We start from the raw sequence: 17482 nt of genomic DNA, 5'->3' as shown, positions 1-17482 counted from the left end.
TTTATACGTGTGTTTATGGCGCGTTTGTCCCCCAACCTATGTTATAATCCTGCGCAATTAGCTATTAAGGGTTATTACTTTGCAATTTATCGCACTTACTTCTATCGGAATCGAAAATTTATTGGTTGATGAACTAACAGAGCTTGGCGCAGTTGTGTCTAAGCAAACTGTGGGTTCTGTTCGTTTTGAGGCTGACTCATTACTGGCGCAAAAGGTGTGTTTATCAAGCCGTTTTGCTACGCGTGTGCTTATGCTTATCGAAGAAAAAGAAGGCGTTAATGACAAAGATAGCCTATACAAATTTGCTCGCTTGCAACCTTGGCAAGAGTGGTTTGGTCCTACCCAAACGTTCGCTGTAGATTTTAATGGTACAAATGACTCACTGAAAAACACGCAGTTTTCAGGATTAGTGATTAAAGACGCCATTGTAGATTATTTCAATGATTTATATGAACAACGCCCAAATGTTGATAAACAAGATGCAAACGTACGCGTTGTTGCGCGCCTTAATCGTCATGGCGTTTCAATGTACATTGACTATTCTGGCCCGCGTTTATCTGAACGTGGTTACCGTCAAGGCCAAGGTAAAGCGCCAATTAAAGAACATTTAGCCGCTGCACTTATTAAACGAAGTGGCTGGCTTGATAATGTAAACCAACCTTTATTTGACCCATGTTGTGGTGCCGGCACTATTTTAATAGAAGCTGCGGGTATGGCACGCAATGAAGCCCCGGGCTTATTTAGAGAAGGGTTTGCATTTGAGCGTTTGCCAAGCTTTAGAGCGGCTAAATTTAAGCAACTTCGTGAAGAGTTATTAGCGCAAATCACCGATCCTAAATTATGGTTAATTGGTCACGATTACGACGCTCTAGTACTCGATAAAGCTATAGCAAACGCAGAGCGAGCTGAGCTTGATACGGTTATTAAATTTAAACAAAGTGATGCGACAAAATTAACACCCGTTGCTAAGTTACCAGGGGTCGTTATTTCAAACTTACCTTATGGCGAACGGATTGGCTCTATGGCTGAGCTTGTAAATTTACACCGTAATATGGGTGTTGGTTTTAAAAAGCACTTTAACCATTGGAAACTTGCTTTACTGGGCTTGGATGAGAGCTTATTTAAACTGTTAAAACTAGTCAGGCTTAAACGTTACAAGTTTAAAAATGGACCCCTTGACGTTGAGCTTAATCTGTACCAATTGGATGATAAGCAAGTTATTTTAACGACTGAAGATAAGCCAGCACTTAACTTTGAAGGCTCTATGTCGTTTGCTAATCGTTTGAAAAAGAACAAGCAAGGGTTAAAAAACTGGCTGAAGCAAAATGAAGTTCAGGCGTATCGTGTATATGATGCTGATATTCCAGAATACAACGTAGCCGTAGATGTGTATGGCGATTCGGCTGTTATTTTTGAATATGCAGCACCAAAAGAAATCGATGAAAAAACATCAGATAAACGTCTTCAAGATGTGATTAGTTTAACTGCACAACAGTTAAATATCGCACCAGAAAACATTGCGGTAAAAGTACGTAAAAAGCAAAAGGGTGAAGAGCAATATACACCTATGGCAAAGCAAAATCGTACTATGGTAGTTGAAGAGTTTGGTGCGAAATTTAAAGTTAACCTGTTTGATTATCTAGATACAGGCTTGTTTTTAGACCACCGTTTAGTACGTCGTTATATTCAAGAAAATGCCAAAGATAAACGCTTTTTAAATTTATTTGCGTATACAGGTAGTGCATCTGTGCATGCAGCCCTTGGCGGCGCAAAAGCGATTACTACTGTTGATTTATCTAAAACCTACTTAAAGTGGGGCCAAGATAACTTTGATCTAAATAATATAAGCAATACACGTTATCGTTTTGAACAAGCCGATTGCTTAAAATGGCTTGAGCATGCAACAGCACAGTACGATTTAATATTTTTAGATCCGCCTACATTCTCTAATTCTAAACGTATGAAAGATGCGTTCGATGTGCAAAGCGACCATATTAAGCTACTAACGTGGGTTAAAAAGATTTTAAGCCCTTCAGGTACTTTAATATTTTCAAATAACAAGCGTGGTTTTGTTATGGATGAAGTAGGCTTAATTGGTTTAGGTTTAAAAGCAGTTAATATTTCTGAAAAAACATTATCGCCAGATTTTAAGCGTAACAAAAAAATTCACAATAGCTGGTTAATTACGCATGGCTAAATGGGTTTTGTATCATACAGAAGGATGCCACTTGTGTGAGCAAGCTGAGCAACTAGTTACTGATTTGCTTGATGCCTCAAGCTCATTAGAATTGGTTGATATAATTACTGATGAGCAGCTTATTAACAAGTATCAAACACGTATTCCTGTATTAAAAAGTGAACAAGGCCTGCAACTATATTGGCCTTTTAGTGCACACAGTGCACGTGAATTTATGACGCAAGCAGATTAAGAGCAAATAAGAACTATGGATTTAATTAGAATTTTAAAAGCACAACTTGCCTTTGGCACTCATGCGTTACTTAATAATGCGGATGCTGTCATTGAAAGTGGCGAGCGAGTGTGTATTGTTGGCCGTAATGGTGCTGGTAAATCAACACTTTTAAAAATACTCGATGGCCAAGTTATTCTTGATGATGGTGAAATTAACCAATTAGGTGGATTAAAAATATCTCGTCTAGAGCAAGATCCACCAAAAGGCGCCAGTGGTACAGTATTTGACTACGTAGCCCAAGGTATGCCTGAAATTGCTAATTTACTCATTGATTTTCATCATGTTAGCACGCAATTACAAACTGAATGTACAGATAAATTACTCAATAAACTTGAACGTTTATCAAATCAGTTAGAGGCGGCTGATGGGTGGCGTTTTGACAGCCGTATTCAATTAGTATTAACGCAATTAGAATTAACACCGGAAGCAAAGCTTGAATCGCTATCTGGTGGGTGGTTGCGTAAAGTTGCACTTGCTCGCGCACTTGTAAGTGAGCCTGATTTATTATTACTTGATGAGCCAACGAACCATTTAGATATGGCAAGTGTTATGTGGCTTGAGCAATTTTTGAAAGAGTTTAAAGGCGGTATTGTATTTATATCGCATGACCGTGCGTTTATTCGCGCTGTTGCCACTCGTATTTTGGACTTGGATCGCGGGAAACTTATATCTTACCCTGGTGATTACGCTACGTACCTTGAACAAAAAGCCCATGATTTGAAAGTTGAAGAGAGTCAAAATGCGCTGTTTGATAAGCGACTTGCCGAAGAAGAAGCCTGGATCCGTCAAGGTGTTAAAGCAAGAAGAACACGTAACGAAGGACGTGTACGTGAACTTAAGCAACTTAGAAACGAGCGTAAACAACGTGTAGATCAAGTTGGTAAAACAGACTTTAATATTGAAACAGCTGATCGCTCTGGTAAGTTAGTTTTTGAAGCTAAGCATTTAAATCATGCATTTAAAGACAAAGTAATTGCTGATGATTTTTCTACTTTGGTTATGCGTGGTGATCGTATTGGCTTAGTGGGTCCAAATGGTATAGGTAAAACTACACTCTTAAAGCTTTTGTTTGGTGATTTAGAAGCCGACAGTGGTGTAATTAAGCAAGGTGTAAACCTAGAGTTTGCTTATTTTGATCAGTATAGACAAAAATTAGATGAAGAAGCGACTGTTCAAGATAATGTAGCAGAGGGCAAGCAAGAAGTAATGATGGGCGGGCGTTCTCGTCATGTACTTGGTTACTTACAAGACTTTTTATTCCCGCCAGCTCGAGCTCGCACGCCAGTTAAAGCGCTCTCTGGTGGCGAAAAAAACAGATTGCTACTGGCAAAACTTTTCTTAAAGCCTTCTAATATTTTGGTACTCGATGAGCCAACCAATGATTTAGATATTGAAACGCTAGAATTACTTGAAGATATTATTAATCAATATCAAGGTACGGTTTTAATAGTTAGCCATGACCGCGAGTTTATTGATAATACATGTTCAAGTGTTTGGGCATTTGAAGGTAACGGTAAAGTAACGGATATCGTTGGTGGTTACAGTGATTATGAAGCCTATGTTAATTATCTTGCTGAACAAGCTAAAACAGCACAACAGCAGCCTGTAAAAAAAATTGAAAAAACAGCGCCTGCACCTGTAGCTAAAGCAGAAAGTAAAAGCAATAAACTCTCTTACAAATTAAAACTTGAATTAGAGCAACTACCAAATAAAATGGAACAACTTGAGGCTGAAGTAGAAGCTCAGCAAATAATTGTGAGTGACCCTGACTTTTTTAAACAAGACAGTGACGTTACCACTAAAGCATTGAACCATTTAGCACAACTTGAGTCTGACCTTGAAGCTGCCTTTGAGCGCTGGGAAGAACTTGAAGAATTAAAGAATCAGTAGTAAGGACTAAAATGAAATATAAATTACTCGCTGCCAGTATTTTAGCGACATTAAGCACATCTGCAACAAGTGCTACTTACCAGTTAAGTGAATTAGGGACTCTTGAAGACGCTAAATATTCTTACGTATCAGATGTAAGCGAAAGCGGGCATATTATAGGTTTTGCAAACGGCTTATATAACTTGCCAATCGATACCAGCTATATAGACTTTGGTGAAAGTGTAGTTGAAAGTGCATACGACAGCGAAGAAGCGGCATACGAACTAAGTGATAAAGAAATTACATTTACACTTGATGATATTGATAATAATGATGCTGTAAGTACAAACCCAGATGCCCATAGCTTTATGGTTAGCTTTTTATCGAGTTCTTCTTTAGGTATTTCAACTAACTTTGAATACCAAAAACTAAGCTCTTTAATTGGGGTTGTATTTTCAGATGAGCAAGTAACAGAGCAACCGTTATTTGATATAGCATCTGTCGATTATGACGGCCTAACACGCTCAACAACAAATATTTTTAATGCAGTTAGTGAAGATGGTGTAATGGTTGGTTGGGGCAGCGCGCCTTATGACAAAGTATCTTTTACACCTGATGACGAAGACGATGCTGAAACATGGTTCACCCATGAGTTTATCGAACGTGGTGTTGTGATAAGTTCAAGTGGCGTACAAGTACCTCTAGAGCCAGAATTTAATGAATATGGCGGTACGAGTCGCGCAAACGATATTATTAAAACGAACAGTGGCTACACAGTTGTAGGTAATGCATCTATCGATATTCCGCTTGAAAGAGAAGAAGATATCGAAGATAACTGTGATAATGAAGATGAGCCAACATCCGTTTGTATTAACTTATTAAACTCTAATATTTCTCGTGGTTTATTTAATAAACGCGCAGTTAAGTGGGAGCTTGATGAGTCTTTAAATATCACTTCTTTTGAAGAGCTAGGTTTAGCGCTTGCTCCTGATGAAGATGAAACTGAAGACGATGCATTTACAAGTACTGCTTTAGCAATAAATGAAAATGGTGTAATTGTAGGTTCTTCAAATACACGTTATTACAAAAATGACGATACAATTATTACTATGCCTGTATATTTTAAAGATGGGGCAGTAACTGATTTTATAGATCAGGAAGATGATTGGATTTCTGGTAGTGCAGTTGCCATCAACGATAACGACGTTATTACTGGTAACGCAGTTAAATTTATTGAGGGTACAAGAAGAAGTAAATTTTTCTATCATGATATTGAAACGGGTAATACTGTGTTTCCAACAGATTATTTCTCAAGTTCAAGCTCATACGGTAATGATATAAACAACCAAGGTTATATTGTTGGTGAAGGTGAAGTAGGTGTTTCTGATAATACACGACGTAAAGAAGCCTTTATTTACAAAATTGGTGAAGATACCATCACTAATTTAAATGATTTATTGCCTTGTTATGATACTGATGGTGAAACTGACTACGGTTACACTATGGTAGAAGCAACATCAATTAATGAAAATAATGAAATTTTTGGTACAGCAACTAAAACGGTTGAAAAACGCGATACTCTAGGTGGTATTGAAACCGATGTTAACGGTGAAATTGAATACGAAAGTGTTGCAATAGCGGTAAAACTTACGCCTATTGCTAATGGTGAAGTAGAAAATTGCGCTGCACCTGAGGCTGAAGAGTACGAGCGTAGCTCTGCAAGTTTCCCTTGGTATACATTATTACTATTACCATTAGTTGGCTTAAGACGTGTATTTCGATTTTAAGCACTAAAATATTAGTTACAAAAAAAACCAACTTAATAAAGTTGGTTTTTTTTCGTCTATAATAAATATTAATTATTTTTTACGAGCGAGCCATGCCTTTTTAACAGAACGGCGCCAAATTATATCAATACCAAAATACGCGATGATAGAAGCTATGGAAGCACATACTAAAGAGCCTAATAAGAATGCCGGGCCAATAGTTTCAACACTTTGTAAAAACCACTCCCAACTCGCTTCAAATACGAAGTGTTGCTCAGGTTGGTTTAGAATTAAAGTACCCACTAAATACGAACCATAAAAAATAGGCGGCATAGTCAAAGGGTTGGTTAGCCACACTAAAGCAACAGAAATTGGCATATTAACTCTAAATAATATAGCGCCAGCTGCGGCTAAAACCATTTGAAAAGGGACAGGGATGAAGGCAAAAAATAACCCGACTGCAAACGCGCCTCGTGCGGAGCGTCTATTTAAATGCCAAAGATTTGCATCTTGCAATAGGCGTCCAAATATTTTTAGCATTTTATGATGCCTAATTGTATTTGGATCAGGTAAAAATCTTTGGATCGTTTTTTTAGCCATTTAAAGCAACCATTTACATCTGTGTGGATATGTCTTGGGTTTGTAATTGGTTGTGTAACAACCGTATTTTATTACCAAACTCTCGAATTCACAATATTCACAATTTCCATTGTTATTGTAAGCGCTTATTTTAAGCCGTTTTCAAACGTATTGTTAGGCTTTATTTGCGCAATTTGCTGTGTAGGTATCAATTTTTATGCTTTTCATAGCTTTGAAATACCAAAACAGGATGAAAAGTATGCGCTCAGTTCTACTGTTAAAATTGAAGAGATAATTTCTTCTAAAGCACCTCAATATATAAAAGTTAAAATCTTATCTTTAGAGACAAATACATTCTCGCGTTTTAGAGCTCCAAAAGCTTTGCTGAGTGTAAATACGCAAGATGTTTTATACGTAGGGGATGAGTTTTCTGCTTCACTAAATTTGAAGTATTTTAGAAGCAATAAGAACTTTTATGTATTTGATAGTGAGCGCTATGCATTTATAAATAGAATTTTATTTAAAGGTAAAGTTCTTAATAAAAAGTTAAAAATAAAACATAACAATAATAAAAGCTTAATTTTAAGCTATCAAAATTTTTTAAAAAACACCTATAAGAATACAAAGTTACTGTGGCTTTATTATGCTCTTCTTAGCGGAGATAAGTCTTTAATGAGTTTTGAAGACAAACAACTTATGCAATCACTTGGGCTAAGTCATTTATTAGCTATATCTGGATTGCATATAAGTTTGATTTTTGGCTTGGCTTATATATTTACGCGCTTTGTGTTTATAAAAGTAAACCTGTTATTTGATCAATCAAAAAATTTATCTATTTATTACAGTCTTTCAGGCTTTTTAGCCGCTTATATATATGTTTATTTAAGCAACTTTTTAGTGTCAGCGACACGTGCGTTAGTTATGTTAGCGTGTTATTTATTACTGTACTTTATCGCCAAACAACCTCTTAGATGGCGAAGTATTTTATTCGCGCTTGTGATTGTTCTTGCAATAAACCCATTTTATTTATTGAATCCTGGACTCTATTTTTCTTTTTTAGCCGTCGCTATTATTTTTATTGTTATCAGCAAATTACCAATAACAAATACGCGTTTAAAAAGTAAAGTACTGGCCTTAATTGTCATTCAATTTGGCTTATTTTGTGGGTTACTGCCACTATCTTTATATTTTTTTAATGGAGTGAGCATAGCGGGTTTGGTTATCAATTTAGTGGCAATTCCAGTGCTTTCAATAGTTATTTTACCCTTACTAATCGTGTTTACTCTACTAAGTAGTTTTATAGATATAAGCTTAATAATTCAATTTTTTGACTATGGGGTACATCATTTATTTAATCTACTTAATCAGATACCTGAAGTACTTAGATGGCTTAGTACTGGGCAAGTGAGTTTAACTTTTGTTGTATTTTCGTACGCTACAATGCTGCTATTGTATTTATTACCTTTTAAGTGGTTGGCTCTATTACCTATTGCTGCAATCACGTTTAATTATTTTGTTAAAAATAAGCCTTTGTGGCAATTACATGTATTTGATGTAGGGCACGGGTTAATGGTTTTAATTGAAAAAGATAAACACGCATTCGTTTATGATTTTGGACCTAGCTATTTTAATCGCTACAGTCGTACAAGGAGTATTTTATTACCTTATATAAAAGCTAATAAATTAAACGTAGACACTGCCATTTTGAGTCACGAAGATAATGACCATGCTGGCGGGTTAAAGCATTTTATAGATGCAGGATATAAAACAACGCTTATGCAGTTTCACTCTAAAAGTATAAGTGATGCATGTGATAAAAAAAGTATAAATTTTCGAGGGTTAACAGTACAAACTTTTAGCAGTAGTAAGTTTAATAACGAAAATGATGATTCATGTGTCGTTAGGGTATTTAATCATAACCACAGTGTATTACTTACGGGGGATATATCTAAATCTCGAGAGGCTCTACTAGTTGCTTCAAAAAACCACTTGCAAAGTACTGTCATGTTGAGCCCACACCATGGAAGCGATACATCATCAAGCAGTGAATTTATTAATGCGGTAAAACCTCAATTTGTTATTCATTCAAGCGCTTACAAAGGTCAGTGGGAATTTCCAAAACCTTCTGTAGTAACGCGCTATAAAGAGGCTGGCGCTAAACAATTTACAACAGGTAAACTTGGACAAATAACTGTTAAATTTTATTCACATAATTTGGTTATAGAAACAGCAAGAGAGCAGGAAAGTTATTGGTTTATCAAAGATTGACGTTTAGTTTTCTCTCATCGGAGGATACAATACAGGTTGTTACTGTATTTAGAGAGTGTTATGGATCAAAGTACTACACAAATATATAAACGTTTGATTTCTTACGTTGGCGATTACAAGACTGTCGCTATCGTCGCAATTATAGGCATGATTGGATATTCAGCAATGGACGCTTTATTTATTCAATTAATGAAGCCGTTTATTGATCAAGGCTTAAATCAACGTAATACGGAAGTTTTAAAGTACGCACCTTTTGTAGTAATAGCGTTAGTGCTAGGGCGAGGTGTTTTTAACTTTATGTCCTCGTATTGTTTAAGCTATGTAGGTTCACAAGTGGTTCGCTCTTTGCGCCAACAGTTATTTGAGCACATACTCCATTTACCTGTGTCCTTTCACGATAAAAACTCAACCGGTGATTTAATTTCAAAAATCACTTTTGACACAGAACAAGTTCAGCAAGCAATTACTAAAGCGTTACTTATAGTTGTACGTGAAGGGGCTTTTGTCGTCTTTTTACTGGGTGTAATGTTTTATACCAGTTGGAAGCTTTCACTCATATTTTTAGTCATCATTCCACTTGTAGCAGTAATTGTTGCTGTAGTGTCTAAGCGCTTTCGCCATATATCTAAAAATATTCAATCCGCTATGGGGCAGGTTACTCGCAGCTCTGAACAAATGCTCAGTGGGCATAAAGTTATTCATGGATTTGGCGGGCAAGAGCAAGAAGTAAAGCACTTTTCAAAGATCAATAACCATAACCGCCAGCAGCGCATTAAAATGGATGCGACAAAAGCATTAAGCGTATCAATTATTCAAATATTAGCAGCAAGTGCTATGGCCGTTATTTTATGGGCCGTATCGTTACCATCAATGATTGATACTATTACATCTGGTGATTTTATGGCGCTTATTGCATCTATGATGATGTTACTTCGCCCACTTAAACAACTTGCTAACGTTAATAGTGATATGCAGCGTGGTATCTCTGCTGCACAAAGTATATTTTTAGTACTTGATGAGGAAATTGAGAAAGATACAGGTACAGTCACTGTTGATAAAGTAAAAGGTTTAATCGAGGTTAAAAATGTAACCTTTAAATACCCAACTAAAGATGAGGCAGTGCTTAACGATTTATCACTAACAATTAAAGCCGGTGAAAATATAGCGTTAGTTGGTCGCTCAGGGTCTGGTAAGTCAACTATTTCAAACTTGTTACCCCGCTATTATGATTTAAAGTTACCAAGTGAAATTTTACTCGACGGTATTCCTCTACAAGATTATAAATTAACAGATTTACGCCGCCAATTTGCTTTAGTATCTCAGCAGGTGGTGCTGTTTAACGACACGATTGCAAATAACATTTGTTACGGTATTCAGCGAAATGTATCTGATAAAGAATTAGAGCAAGTAGTTAAACAAGCCCATGTTTGGGAGTTTGTAAAAGATTTACCAGAGCAGCTTAATACAATGGTGGGTGAAAACGGTGTAATGCTTTCTGGTGGTCAACGCCAGCGAATAGCTATTGCTCGCGCAATTTTAAAAGATGCACCGATTTTAATTTTAGATGAAGCTACATCCGCACTAGATACAGAATCTGAAAAATTAATTCAGCATGCGCTTGATACATTAATGAAAGAGAAAACGTCTATTGTAATAGCGCACAGGCTTTCTACTATTGAAAACAGTGACCGTATTTATGTAATTGATAATGGTCGTGTTATAGAAAGTGGTGACCATAATACCTTACTTGCTAATGACGGCACTTACTCAGCATTATGTAAAATGCAGTTTGGTGATCAGGCGTGAGTAAAATAGAACAAAGTTGGTTTAAACCATTTGGTCTAATCACGTTTTTGTTATTACCATTAAGTGCTTTGTTTTGGCTCATCTCGTCAATTCGTACAGTTTTATACAGTTATAATTTATTAAGTAGTTTTGCATGTAAAACCCCCGTTATTGTTGTTGGGAACATTAGCGTAGGTGGGAATGGTAAAACGCCATTTGTGTTATGGCTGTATGAGCATTTAACTAAGCAAGGTTTATCAGTTGGTATTATAAGCAGAGGCTATGGAGGGCAATCTGATAGTTACCCGTTACTAGTAACTGACAACATAACTACGCTCCAAGCTGGCGATGAGCCCATACTTTTATATCATCGTTTAAAATGTCCGATTGCTGTAGGACCAGATCGTCAGCAAAACATTGCCCTATTAGAAGAAAAGTATAAGCTCGATGTCATCATTTCAGATGATGGAATGCAGCATTACAAAATGCCGCGTACTATTGAATGTTGCATTGTTGATAGTCAGCGCCGCTTTGGTAATGGCTTATTGATGCCAGCGGGGCCGCTACGTGAAACAACAAAGCGTTTAAATAGCGTGGATATTGTTATTGAAAACGGGGGGGATGCAAACAATAGCTATCAATTGCATACGAGTGCTCTTTGCTCAGTTAATTCGGGTGATGAAACTAAAAATAAAATAACCCAAGCACATGCAGTCAGTGCAATTGGTAATCCACAACGATTTGAAAATTCTCTTAAAGCACTGGGTATAAAGTTATTATCAACCCATCACTTTAGAGACCATTATGCTTACAGCGCTGATGATTTTGAGCAATTTGGTGAGCAGAGCATAGTAATGACTGAAAAGGATGCGGTAAAGTGCCGCTCTTTTGCCAAATCCAACTGGTATTATTTACCAGTTGATGCAAAGCCTACAGATATTGTTATAGACAAATTAAATTTATTATTAAAAGAAAAAGGAATACTAAATGGCCTTTGATACAAAATTACTTGAAATAATTGCTTGCCCAGTATGTAAGGGAAAATTACGTTTTGATAAAGATAATAATGAGTTAATTAGCACAGCAGCTAAACTTGCTTATCCTGTACAAGACGATATTCCAGTATTACTTGAAAATGAAGCCCGTGAGTTATCTTTAGAAGAGATTGAAAAGTGGAATTCGTAGTTATAATACCTGCTCGTTATGCATCTACACGCTTACCTGGTAAGCCACTTGCTGACATATGCGGTAAGCCTATGGTGCAACATGTATATGAAAAAGCCTGCTTATCGGGTGCGAGCAAAGTTGTTATAGCAACCGATCATCAAAAAGTATTTGATGAAGTCAGCCGTTTTACGCGTGATGTTGTAATGACTCGTGAAGATCATCAATCGGGTACTGAGCGTTTAGCTGAAGTTGTTGATTCATTAAATCTTGATAGCGATACGATTGTAGTTAATGTTCAAGGTGATGAACCATTGCTAGCGCCAGAAAATGTATCTCAAGTGGCTTCACTTTTAAATGATTCAAGAGCACCAATGGCCACGCTTAGTGTTGCTATTGAAGAGCAAGATGAAGTGTTTAACCCAAATGCGGTTAAAGTGGTCAGTGACATAAATAAAAATGCATTGTACTTTTCACGAGCGAGCATCCCGTTTGATAGAAATGCAATGATGACAAAAGGTAGTGAGCTTAATTTAGCCCCTTTTCAGCGCCATGTGGGTATTTACGCTTACAGGGCTGGGTTTATTAAGCAATATATTGAATTGAGCACCTCTCCTTTAGAGGTTTTAGAGTCACTTGAGCAGTTACGTGTTTTATACCATGGTTTTAATATAAAAATAGAGCAAGCTCATGTTACTCCACATGCAGGGGTTGATACGCCTGAGGATTTAGAAAAAGTAATAGCCTATTTAAAAAGTAGCAATGTGTGAATGAGCCTTTGTACACACCCTTAAATATTGTTTTTACACATAGTGATTTTTATATATTCGAAAAGCCAGCAGGGCTAAATTTTCATTCTGAAGATGGACCTGGCCTTGTTGTACTCGCTGAGCAGCAAACGGGCGAAAAGTTATTTGCTGTTCATCGCCTTGATAAAGTCACATCTGGACTCATTATTTTAGCGCGAAATAAAGCATCTGCAGCTAAGTTTACAGCTTTGTTTACAAAGCACGCTATTGATAAATATTATCTTGCTATTAGCGATGCTAAGCCTAAAAAAAAGCAAGGTTGGATAAAAGGAGGTATGGCTAAATCTCGTCGTGGTATGTTTAAGCTTCTTACTAGTAAAGTAAACCCTGCCATTACTCGTTTTTATTCTTTAAGCTATAAAGTTGGTTATAGAGCTTATATTTTAAAGCCATATACAGGTAAAACACACCAGCTTAGAGTGGCATTAAAAAGTTTAAGTGCTCCTATATTAGGAGACACACTTTATGCAGGTTCAACTGCTCCGCGTACTTATTTACACGCATTTGCATTGAGTTTTGAATGGAAAAGTGAGTGTATGCAATTTACTTTATTCCCCGACGAAGGGGATGAATACAAAATATTAAATAAACATCAAGATTTTAAGGCTTGGCAGTCGCCATGGCAATTGGATTGGTAAATGAGTGAAAAAGTAACTGATATCCGTTTTGGCGGTATTAAACGTTTATATGGTAACCAGCAATTTGATTGGTTACAAGAGGCTCACTTTTGCGTTATTGGCATAGGTGGAGTAGGAAGTTGGACCGCTGAAGCTTTAGCACGTACAGGTATCGGTAAAATCACACTTATCGATTTAGATGATATTTGCGCAACTAATGTAAACAGACAAATTCACGCACTTAGCGGGACTGTAGGTCAAGCTAAAGTAGATGCGATGAAAACCCGCTGCGAATTAATTAATCCTGAGTGCGAAATTAACGTAATTGATGACTTCATTACTCTTGATAATATTCAAGAGCACATTCAAGGTTTTGACTATGTGATTGACTGTATAGATGCAGTGAAAGAAAAAGCCGCTTTAATTGCTCACTGTAAGCGTAATAAACTACCTATTATTACAACAGGTGGGGCAGGCGGGCAAACAGATCCTAGCCAAATTACTTTTGGTGATGTAGCAAAAACTACGCAAGACCCACTATTAGCTAAAGTACGTTACATGTTGCGTAAGCAATATAACTTTAGTACCAACCCAAAACGCAAATTCAATGTTGATTGTGTGTATTCTACAGAGCAGCTAGTCTACCCTGGAAGTGATGGTAGTGTTTGCCATGCAAAGCAAAGTACAGATGGCAGTATGAATATGGATTGTAACAATGGTTTTGGCTCTGTAACTATGATTACAGGGAGTTTTGGTTTTTTTGTAGCAGCTAAAGCTATCCGAAAATACTTAGATAAAAAGCAGCGTTTACAGGCTTAATACCAGTCCGCTTAATTAAGTGAGCTATTTTGAGGGTGGAAAAACGTGTTGATAGCTAGGCAAAAATTCGCTATTTAGTTGTTCTGGGCAATTGCTCTACCTTCTGTATCCATGCAGTCGTAAATGAGAGTTTTTTAACGCAGTCAGTGACACGTTTAGCCTGCTAAAATGATTAAGTGTTCTTGCGGATTGGTATAAATTTACTTAGCTAATTTTTTGTTGTGCCATGGTTTGAATTTTATCAACCATGGCTTTTATCCCATTACCACGCGATGCACTTAAGTGGCTAATAAGACCTAATTTGTCAAATTCTTCGTACGCATTTATATTCACTACTTGCTCAGGTGTGAGTCCATTATACAACGCTAAAATAATCGCTAATAAACCTTTTACAATGCGTGTATCTGAGTCGCCAATAACAACTAACGTATTTTCTTTTAAATCAAACTCAACGAACATCCACACCTTGCTTTCACAGCCGGGTACTAATACATCCTCGGTTTTTAATACATCAGGTAATGCGGGTAAAGTTTTACCCAATAGCATTATTTCACGGTACTTTTGCTGCCAGGCAGGGGCTTTTTCTATAGATTCAGTGACTTTTTTAAACGTATTTGTCATGAGTTATCCTAATTAATTCTATAAAAGTGACGTTTAATCTAATAAAGCGATACATTCTTTAAGCGAATTGATGAATATATCAACATCTTCATAGGTATTATAAAAACAAAAGCTGGCTCTAAGCGTTCCATTAAGTCCTAAATGAGCCATAAGTGGCTGAGTGCAATGGTGTCCAGCTCTTACCGCAACCCCATAACCGTCAAGTAATGTTGCCAAATCGTAAGGATGTTCATCTTTAAAATTAAAAGATAGCGTACCAATATTGTCAGATAGGTTACTGTAAATTGTAATACCTTCAATGGTTACCAGTTTTTCAGCCGCATACTTAAATAATTCTTGTTCATACCTGTGTAACTTAGAGCTTTGCATAGCGTTTAAATAATCCAAAGCGGCAGAAAAACCCAATACGCCAGAAATATTAGGAGTACCAGTCTCAAATTTTGCAGGTGCAGGGCGATAAGTACTATGGGTAAGGTATACTTTATCTATCATTTCCCCACCAGTTTGATATACATCTAATGAGTTTAGCGCTTCATACTGCCCATAAAGTACACCTAAACCTGTAGGGCCAAGCATTTTATGGCTTGAGCAAACGTAAAAATCACAGTTTAATTTACGCAAATCAGGCTTTAGATGCATTGCACCTTGGGCACCGTCTATTAAAACAAGTGAATCAACGTCCTTTGCAGCCGTAATAAGAGGCTCTAAATTGGTGATATTACCAAGCGTGTTAGATGCTTGTGTGATCGTTAGTAAGCTAGGTTTAGACTGTTTAATAAAATCACAGCATTGCTTAATATTTAATGTACCATCATGATTAACTGGAAGGGCTATTAATTTAGCCCCTGTTTGCTCACTAAGAACTTGCCACGGCACAATATTGGCGTGGTGTTCAAGGGCAGAGATGATAATAGTATCGTTTTTACTAAAACGGCTTCGCAGACCATTACTTACCAAATTTATTGCTTCAGTGGCTCCCTTAGTCCAAACGATTTCTTTACTTAATACATTGAAATACTTAGCTGTTTTATCACGAGCTTGTTCGTATAAAGTTGTTGCGTGTTCGCTTAATGTATGGCGTCCACGATGTACGTTTGCATTTTGACTGGTATAAAACTCGTTTATTACGTCTATGACTGATTGGGGCTTCTGCGTAGTTGCTGCAGAGTCTAAATAAACAAGCTTATTATCATTTATTGACTGCTTTAAAGTAGGGAAATCATTTCTAATCTTATTAATATTAAATTCTAAAGCAGGCATAGCTCTTCAACATGGTCATTTTAAGGCAGGAATTGTAATGGGTTTATAATAATTCTCAAGTATTGATAATAAAAAAGGCCGCAAAAGCGGCCTTTTATACTAATGCACGCTAATTAGCGCTTATCAGTAGATACGAAGTCACGTTGAGTGTAACCTGTGTACATTTGACGAGGGCGGCTGATCTTGTGACCAGGTTGAGATAACATCTCATCCCAGTGAGTGATCCAACCAACAGTACGTGCCATTGCAAAGATTACAGTGAACATGCTTGTTGGAATACCAATCGCTTTTAAGATAATACCTGAGTAGAAATCTACGTTAGGGTATAGTTTTTTCTCAACAAAGTATGGGTCTTCAAGTGCTATTTGCTCAAGCTTCATAGCAATATCTAGAAGTGGATCTTGAATGTTAAGCTCAGCTAAAACTTCATGACACGTTTGGCGCATTACTGTAGCACGAGGATCGAAGTTTTTGTAAACACGGTGTCCAAAGCCCATAAGGCGGAACGGGTCAGCTTTGTCTTTAGCTTTTGCTACGTACTCATCAATACGATCAACAGAGCCAATTTCTTCTAACATGTTTAAACATGCTTCATTAGCGCCGCCGTGTGCAGGGCCCCAAAGTGAAGCAATACCAGCAGCAATACATGCGTATGGGTTAGCACCTGATGAACCAGCAAGACGTACTGTAGATGTTGATGCATTTTGCTCATGATCTGCATGAAGCATAAAGATTTTATCCATAGCTTTTGCAGTTACTGGGTTAACTTTATATTCTTCAGCAGGTACAGAGAACATCATATGCAAGAAGTTTTCTGCGTAGCTTAAATCATTACGTGGGTATACAAACGGTTGGCCGATATTTGTTTTATAAGCCATAGCTGCAATAGTAGGTAACTTAGCTACTAACTTAATTGCGCTTGTTTTACGTTGTTCAGCGTCAGTAATATCAAGGTCTTCATGATAAAAAGAAGATAGTGCGCCAACTACACCACATAGCATTGCCATTGGGTGAGCATCAAAGCGGAAACCTTGGAAGAAGTTAGCAATTTTCTCGTCTAGCATTGTGCTGCGAGTAATTTGCTTAGCAAAAGCGTCGTATTGCTCTTGCGTTGGTAACTCACCATTTAATAGTAAGTAACAAAGCTCAATGTAGTTTGAATCTTCAGCTAATTGCTCAATTGGGTAACCACGGTGTAGTAGTACACCTTTACCACCATCGATGTAGGTGATTGCAGATTCACAAGAACCAGTCGACATGAAACCTGGGTCATAAGTAAAGTGACCATGTGAACCGAGCGTTCGTACGTCGATTACATCTTGGCCAGCAGTGCCTTGATAAATTGGAAGTTCGATTGGATCTAGCCCATCAATCTGGACTGTGGCTTTTTTATCTGCCATCTATGTATCTCCTATTAAGATATCTATTCTGATTTTTAGATTTTAAAGTTCTGA

Annotated in this window: 15 protein-coding genes; 11 read left to right on the top strand and 4 right to left on the bottom strand. The window is 37.1% G+C overall.

What is annotated here, in order from left to right:
• The first annotated feature begins 79 nt into the window (after window positions 1-79).
• The 4 genes from rlmKL to CWC11_RS08880 are packed head-to-tail and all read left to right on the top strand — an operon-like array spanning window position 80 to window position 6127.
• Window positions 80-2197 carry a bifunctional 23S rRNA (guanine(2069)-N(7))-methyltransferase RlmK/23S rRNA (guanine(2445)-N(2))-methyltransferase RlmL gene (gene rlmKL / locus CWC11_RS08895; RefSeq protein WP_138682401.1) on the top strand — a complete coding sequence of 706 codons (2118 nt, stop codon included), beginning with the start codon at window positions 80-82 and terminating at the stop codon, window positions 2195-2197.
• Complete coding sequence (locus CWC11_RS08890) at window positions 2190-2429, top strand: glutaredoxin family protein (RefSeq protein ID WP_138682400.1); 240 nt, start codon at window positions 2190-2192, stop codon at window positions 2427-2429. Before rlmKL ends, CWC11_RS08890 begins: the two co-directional genes overlap by 8 nt.
• A 15-nt stretch (window positions 2430-2444) precedes the next feature.
• Window positions 2445-4361: an ATP-binding cassette ATPase Uup gene (gene uup, locus CWC11_RS08885; RefSeq protein ID WP_138682399.1), complete on the top strand. Its 1917-nt coding sequence runs from the start codon at window positions 2445-2447 to the stop codon at window positions 4359-4361.
• A gap of 11 nt (window positions 4362-4372) precedes the next feature.
• Complete coding sequence (locus tag CWC11_RS08880; protein WP_138682398.1) at window positions 4373-6127, top strand: DUF3466 family protein; 1755 nt, start codon at window positions 4373-4375, stop codon at window positions 6125-6127.
• A 72-nt stretch (window positions 6128-6199) separates the two neighbouring features.
• On the opposite strand, the gene CWC11_RS08875 is transcribed toward CWC11_RS08880, so the two are convergent.
• Window positions 6200-6706: a DUF2062 domain-containing protein gene (locus CWC11_RS08875; RefSeq protein ID WP_138682397.1), complete on the bottom strand. Its 507-nt coding sequence runs from the start codon at window positions 6704-6706 to the stop codon at window positions 6200-6202.
• Here CWC11_RS08875 and CWC11_RS08870 point away from each other — a divergent pair.
• From CWC11_RS08870 to tcdA, 7 genes are read left to right on the top strand one after another with little or no spacing between them, the layout of a single operon-like run.
• The gene (locus CWC11_RS08870) at window positions 6686-8953 is read left to right on the top strand and encodes a DNA internalization-related competence protein ComEC/Rec2 (RefSeq protein WP_138682396.1); all 2268 of its coding nucleotides are present in this window, start codon (window positions 6686-6688) and stop codon (window positions 8951-8953) included. The two genes, CWC11_RS08875 and CWC11_RS08870, sit on opposite strands and share 21 nt — an antisense overlap.
• A 60-nt stretch (window positions 8954-9013) precedes the next feature.
• Complete coding sequence (msbA, locus tag CWC11_RS08865; RefSeq protein WP_138682395.1) at window positions 9014-10759, top strand: lipid A export permease/ATP-binding protein MsbA; 1746 nt, start codon at window positions 9014-9016, stop codon at window positions 10757-10759.
• Window positions 10756-11736 (top strand): tetraacyldisaccharide 4'-kinase, encoded by a 981-nt coding sequence (gene lpxK / locus CWC11_RS08860; protein WP_138682394.1) that lies wholly within the window; start codon window positions 10756-10758, stop codon window positions 11734-11736. Before msbA ends, lpxK begins: the two co-directional genes overlap by 4 nt.
• Window positions 11726-11923 (top strand): Trm112 family protein, encoded by a 198-nt coding sequence (locus tag CWC11_RS08855; protein WP_058550141.1) that lies wholly within the window; start codon window positions 11726-11728, stop codon window positions 11921-11923. Before lpxK ends, CWC11_RS08855 begins: the two co-directional genes overlap by 11 nt.
• Window positions 11911-12672, top strand: coding sequence for a 3-deoxy-manno-octulosonate cytidylyltransferase (gene kdsB / locus CWC11_RS08850; RefSeq protein WP_138682393.1), 762 nt, complete (start codon window positions 11911-11913; stop codon window positions 12670-12672). Before CWC11_RS08855 ends, kdsB begins: the two co-directional genes overlap by 13 nt.
• Window positions 12669-13349: a TIGR01621 family pseudouridine synthase gene (locus CWC11_RS08845; protein ID WP_138682392.1), complete on the top strand. Its 681-nt coding sequence runs from the start codon at window positions 12669-12671 to the stop codon at window positions 13347-13349. The genes kdsB and CWC11_RS08845 overlap by 4 nt, the downstream gene beginning before the upstream one ends.
• Window positions 13350-14147, top strand: coding sequence for a tRNA cyclic N6-threonylcarbamoyladenosine(37) synthase TcdA (gene tcdA, locus CWC11_RS08840; protein ID WP_138682391.1), 798 nt, complete (start codon window positions 13350-13352; stop codon window positions 14145-14147).
• A 204-nt stretch (window positions 14148-14351) separates the two neighbouring features.
• Here tcdA and CWC11_RS08835 read toward each other — a convergent pair whose 3' ends face one another.
• The 3 genes from CWC11_RS08835 to CWC11_RS08825 all read right to left on the bottom strand — a co-directional run bounded on the left by CWC11_RS08835 (window position 14352) and on the right by CWC11_RS08825 (window position 17428).
• Window positions 14352-14768, bottom strand: a complete 417-nt coding sequence (locus tag CWC11_RS08835) for a SufE family protein (RefSeq protein WP_138682390.1) — start codon at window positions 14766-14768, stop codon at window positions 14352-14354.
• Between the two features lie 33 nt (window positions 14769-14801).
• The gene (locus CWC11_RS08830; RefSeq protein ID WP_138682389.1) at window positions 14802-16028 is read right to left on the bottom strand and encodes a SufS family cysteine desulfurase; all 1227 of its coding nucleotides are present in this window, start codon (window positions 16026-16028) and stop codon (window positions 14802-14804) included.
• A gap of 113 nt (window positions 16029-16141) precedes the next feature.
• Window positions 16142-17428, bottom strand: coding sequence for a citrate synthase (locus CWC11_RS08825; RefSeq protein WP_058550135.1), 1287 nt, complete (start codon window positions 17426-17428; stop codon window positions 16142-16144).
• Window positions 17429-17482 lie beyond the last annotated feature (54 nt).

Origin of the sequence: Pseudoalteromonas sp. S3178 (genome assembly GCF_005886985.1) — a bacterium.
GTDB lineage: Bacteria > Pseudomonadota > Gammaproteobacteria > Enterobacterales > Alteromonadaceae > Pseudoalteromonas > Pseudoalteromonas carrageenovora.
This window is presented reverse-complemented; position numbering and strand designations above follow the sequence as displayed.

Excerpts from the sequence above, each read along its gene's own strand:
- CWC11_RS08825 (WP_058550135.1), bottom strand. The coding sequence starts at position 17,428 with ATGGCAGATAAAAAAGCCACAGTCCAGATTGATGGGCTAGATCCAATC.
- CWC11_RS08830 (WP_138682389.1), bottom strand. The coding sequence starts at position 16,028 with ATGCCTGCTTTAGAATTTAATATTAATAAGATTAGAAATGATTTCCCT.
- CWC11_RS08890 (WP_138682400.1), top strand. The coding sequence starts at position 2,190 with ATGGCTAAATGGGTTTTGTATCATACAGAAGGATGCCACTTGTGTGAG.
- CWC11_RS08875 (WP_138682397.1), bottom strand. The coding sequence starts at position 6,706 with ATGGCTAAAAAAACGATCCAAAGATTTTTACCTGATCCAAATACAATT.
- msbA (WP_138682395.1), top strand. The coding sequence starts at position 9,014 with ATGGATCAAAGTACTACACAAATATATAAACGTTTGATTTCTTACGTT.
- CWC11_RS08855 (WP_058550141.1), top strand. The coding sequence starts at position 11,726 with ATGGCCTTTGATACAAAATTACTTGAAATAATTGCTTGCCCAGTATGT.
- CWC11_RS08835 (WP_138682390.1), bottom strand. The coding sequence starts at position 14,768 with ATGACAAATACGTTTAAAAAAGTCACTGAATCTATAGAAAAAGCCCCT.
- CWC11_RS08880 (WP_138682398.1), top strand. The coding sequence starts at position 4,373 with ATGAAATATAAATTACTCGCTGCCAGTATTTTAGCGACATTAAGCACA.
- tcdA (WP_138682391.1), top strand. The coding sequence starts at position 13,350 with ATGAGTGAAAAAGTAACTGATATCCGTTTTGGCGGTATTAAACGTTTA.
- uup (WP_138682399.1), top strand. The coding sequence starts at position 2,445 with ATGGATTTAATTAGAATTTTAAAAGCACAACTTGCCTTTGGCACTCAT.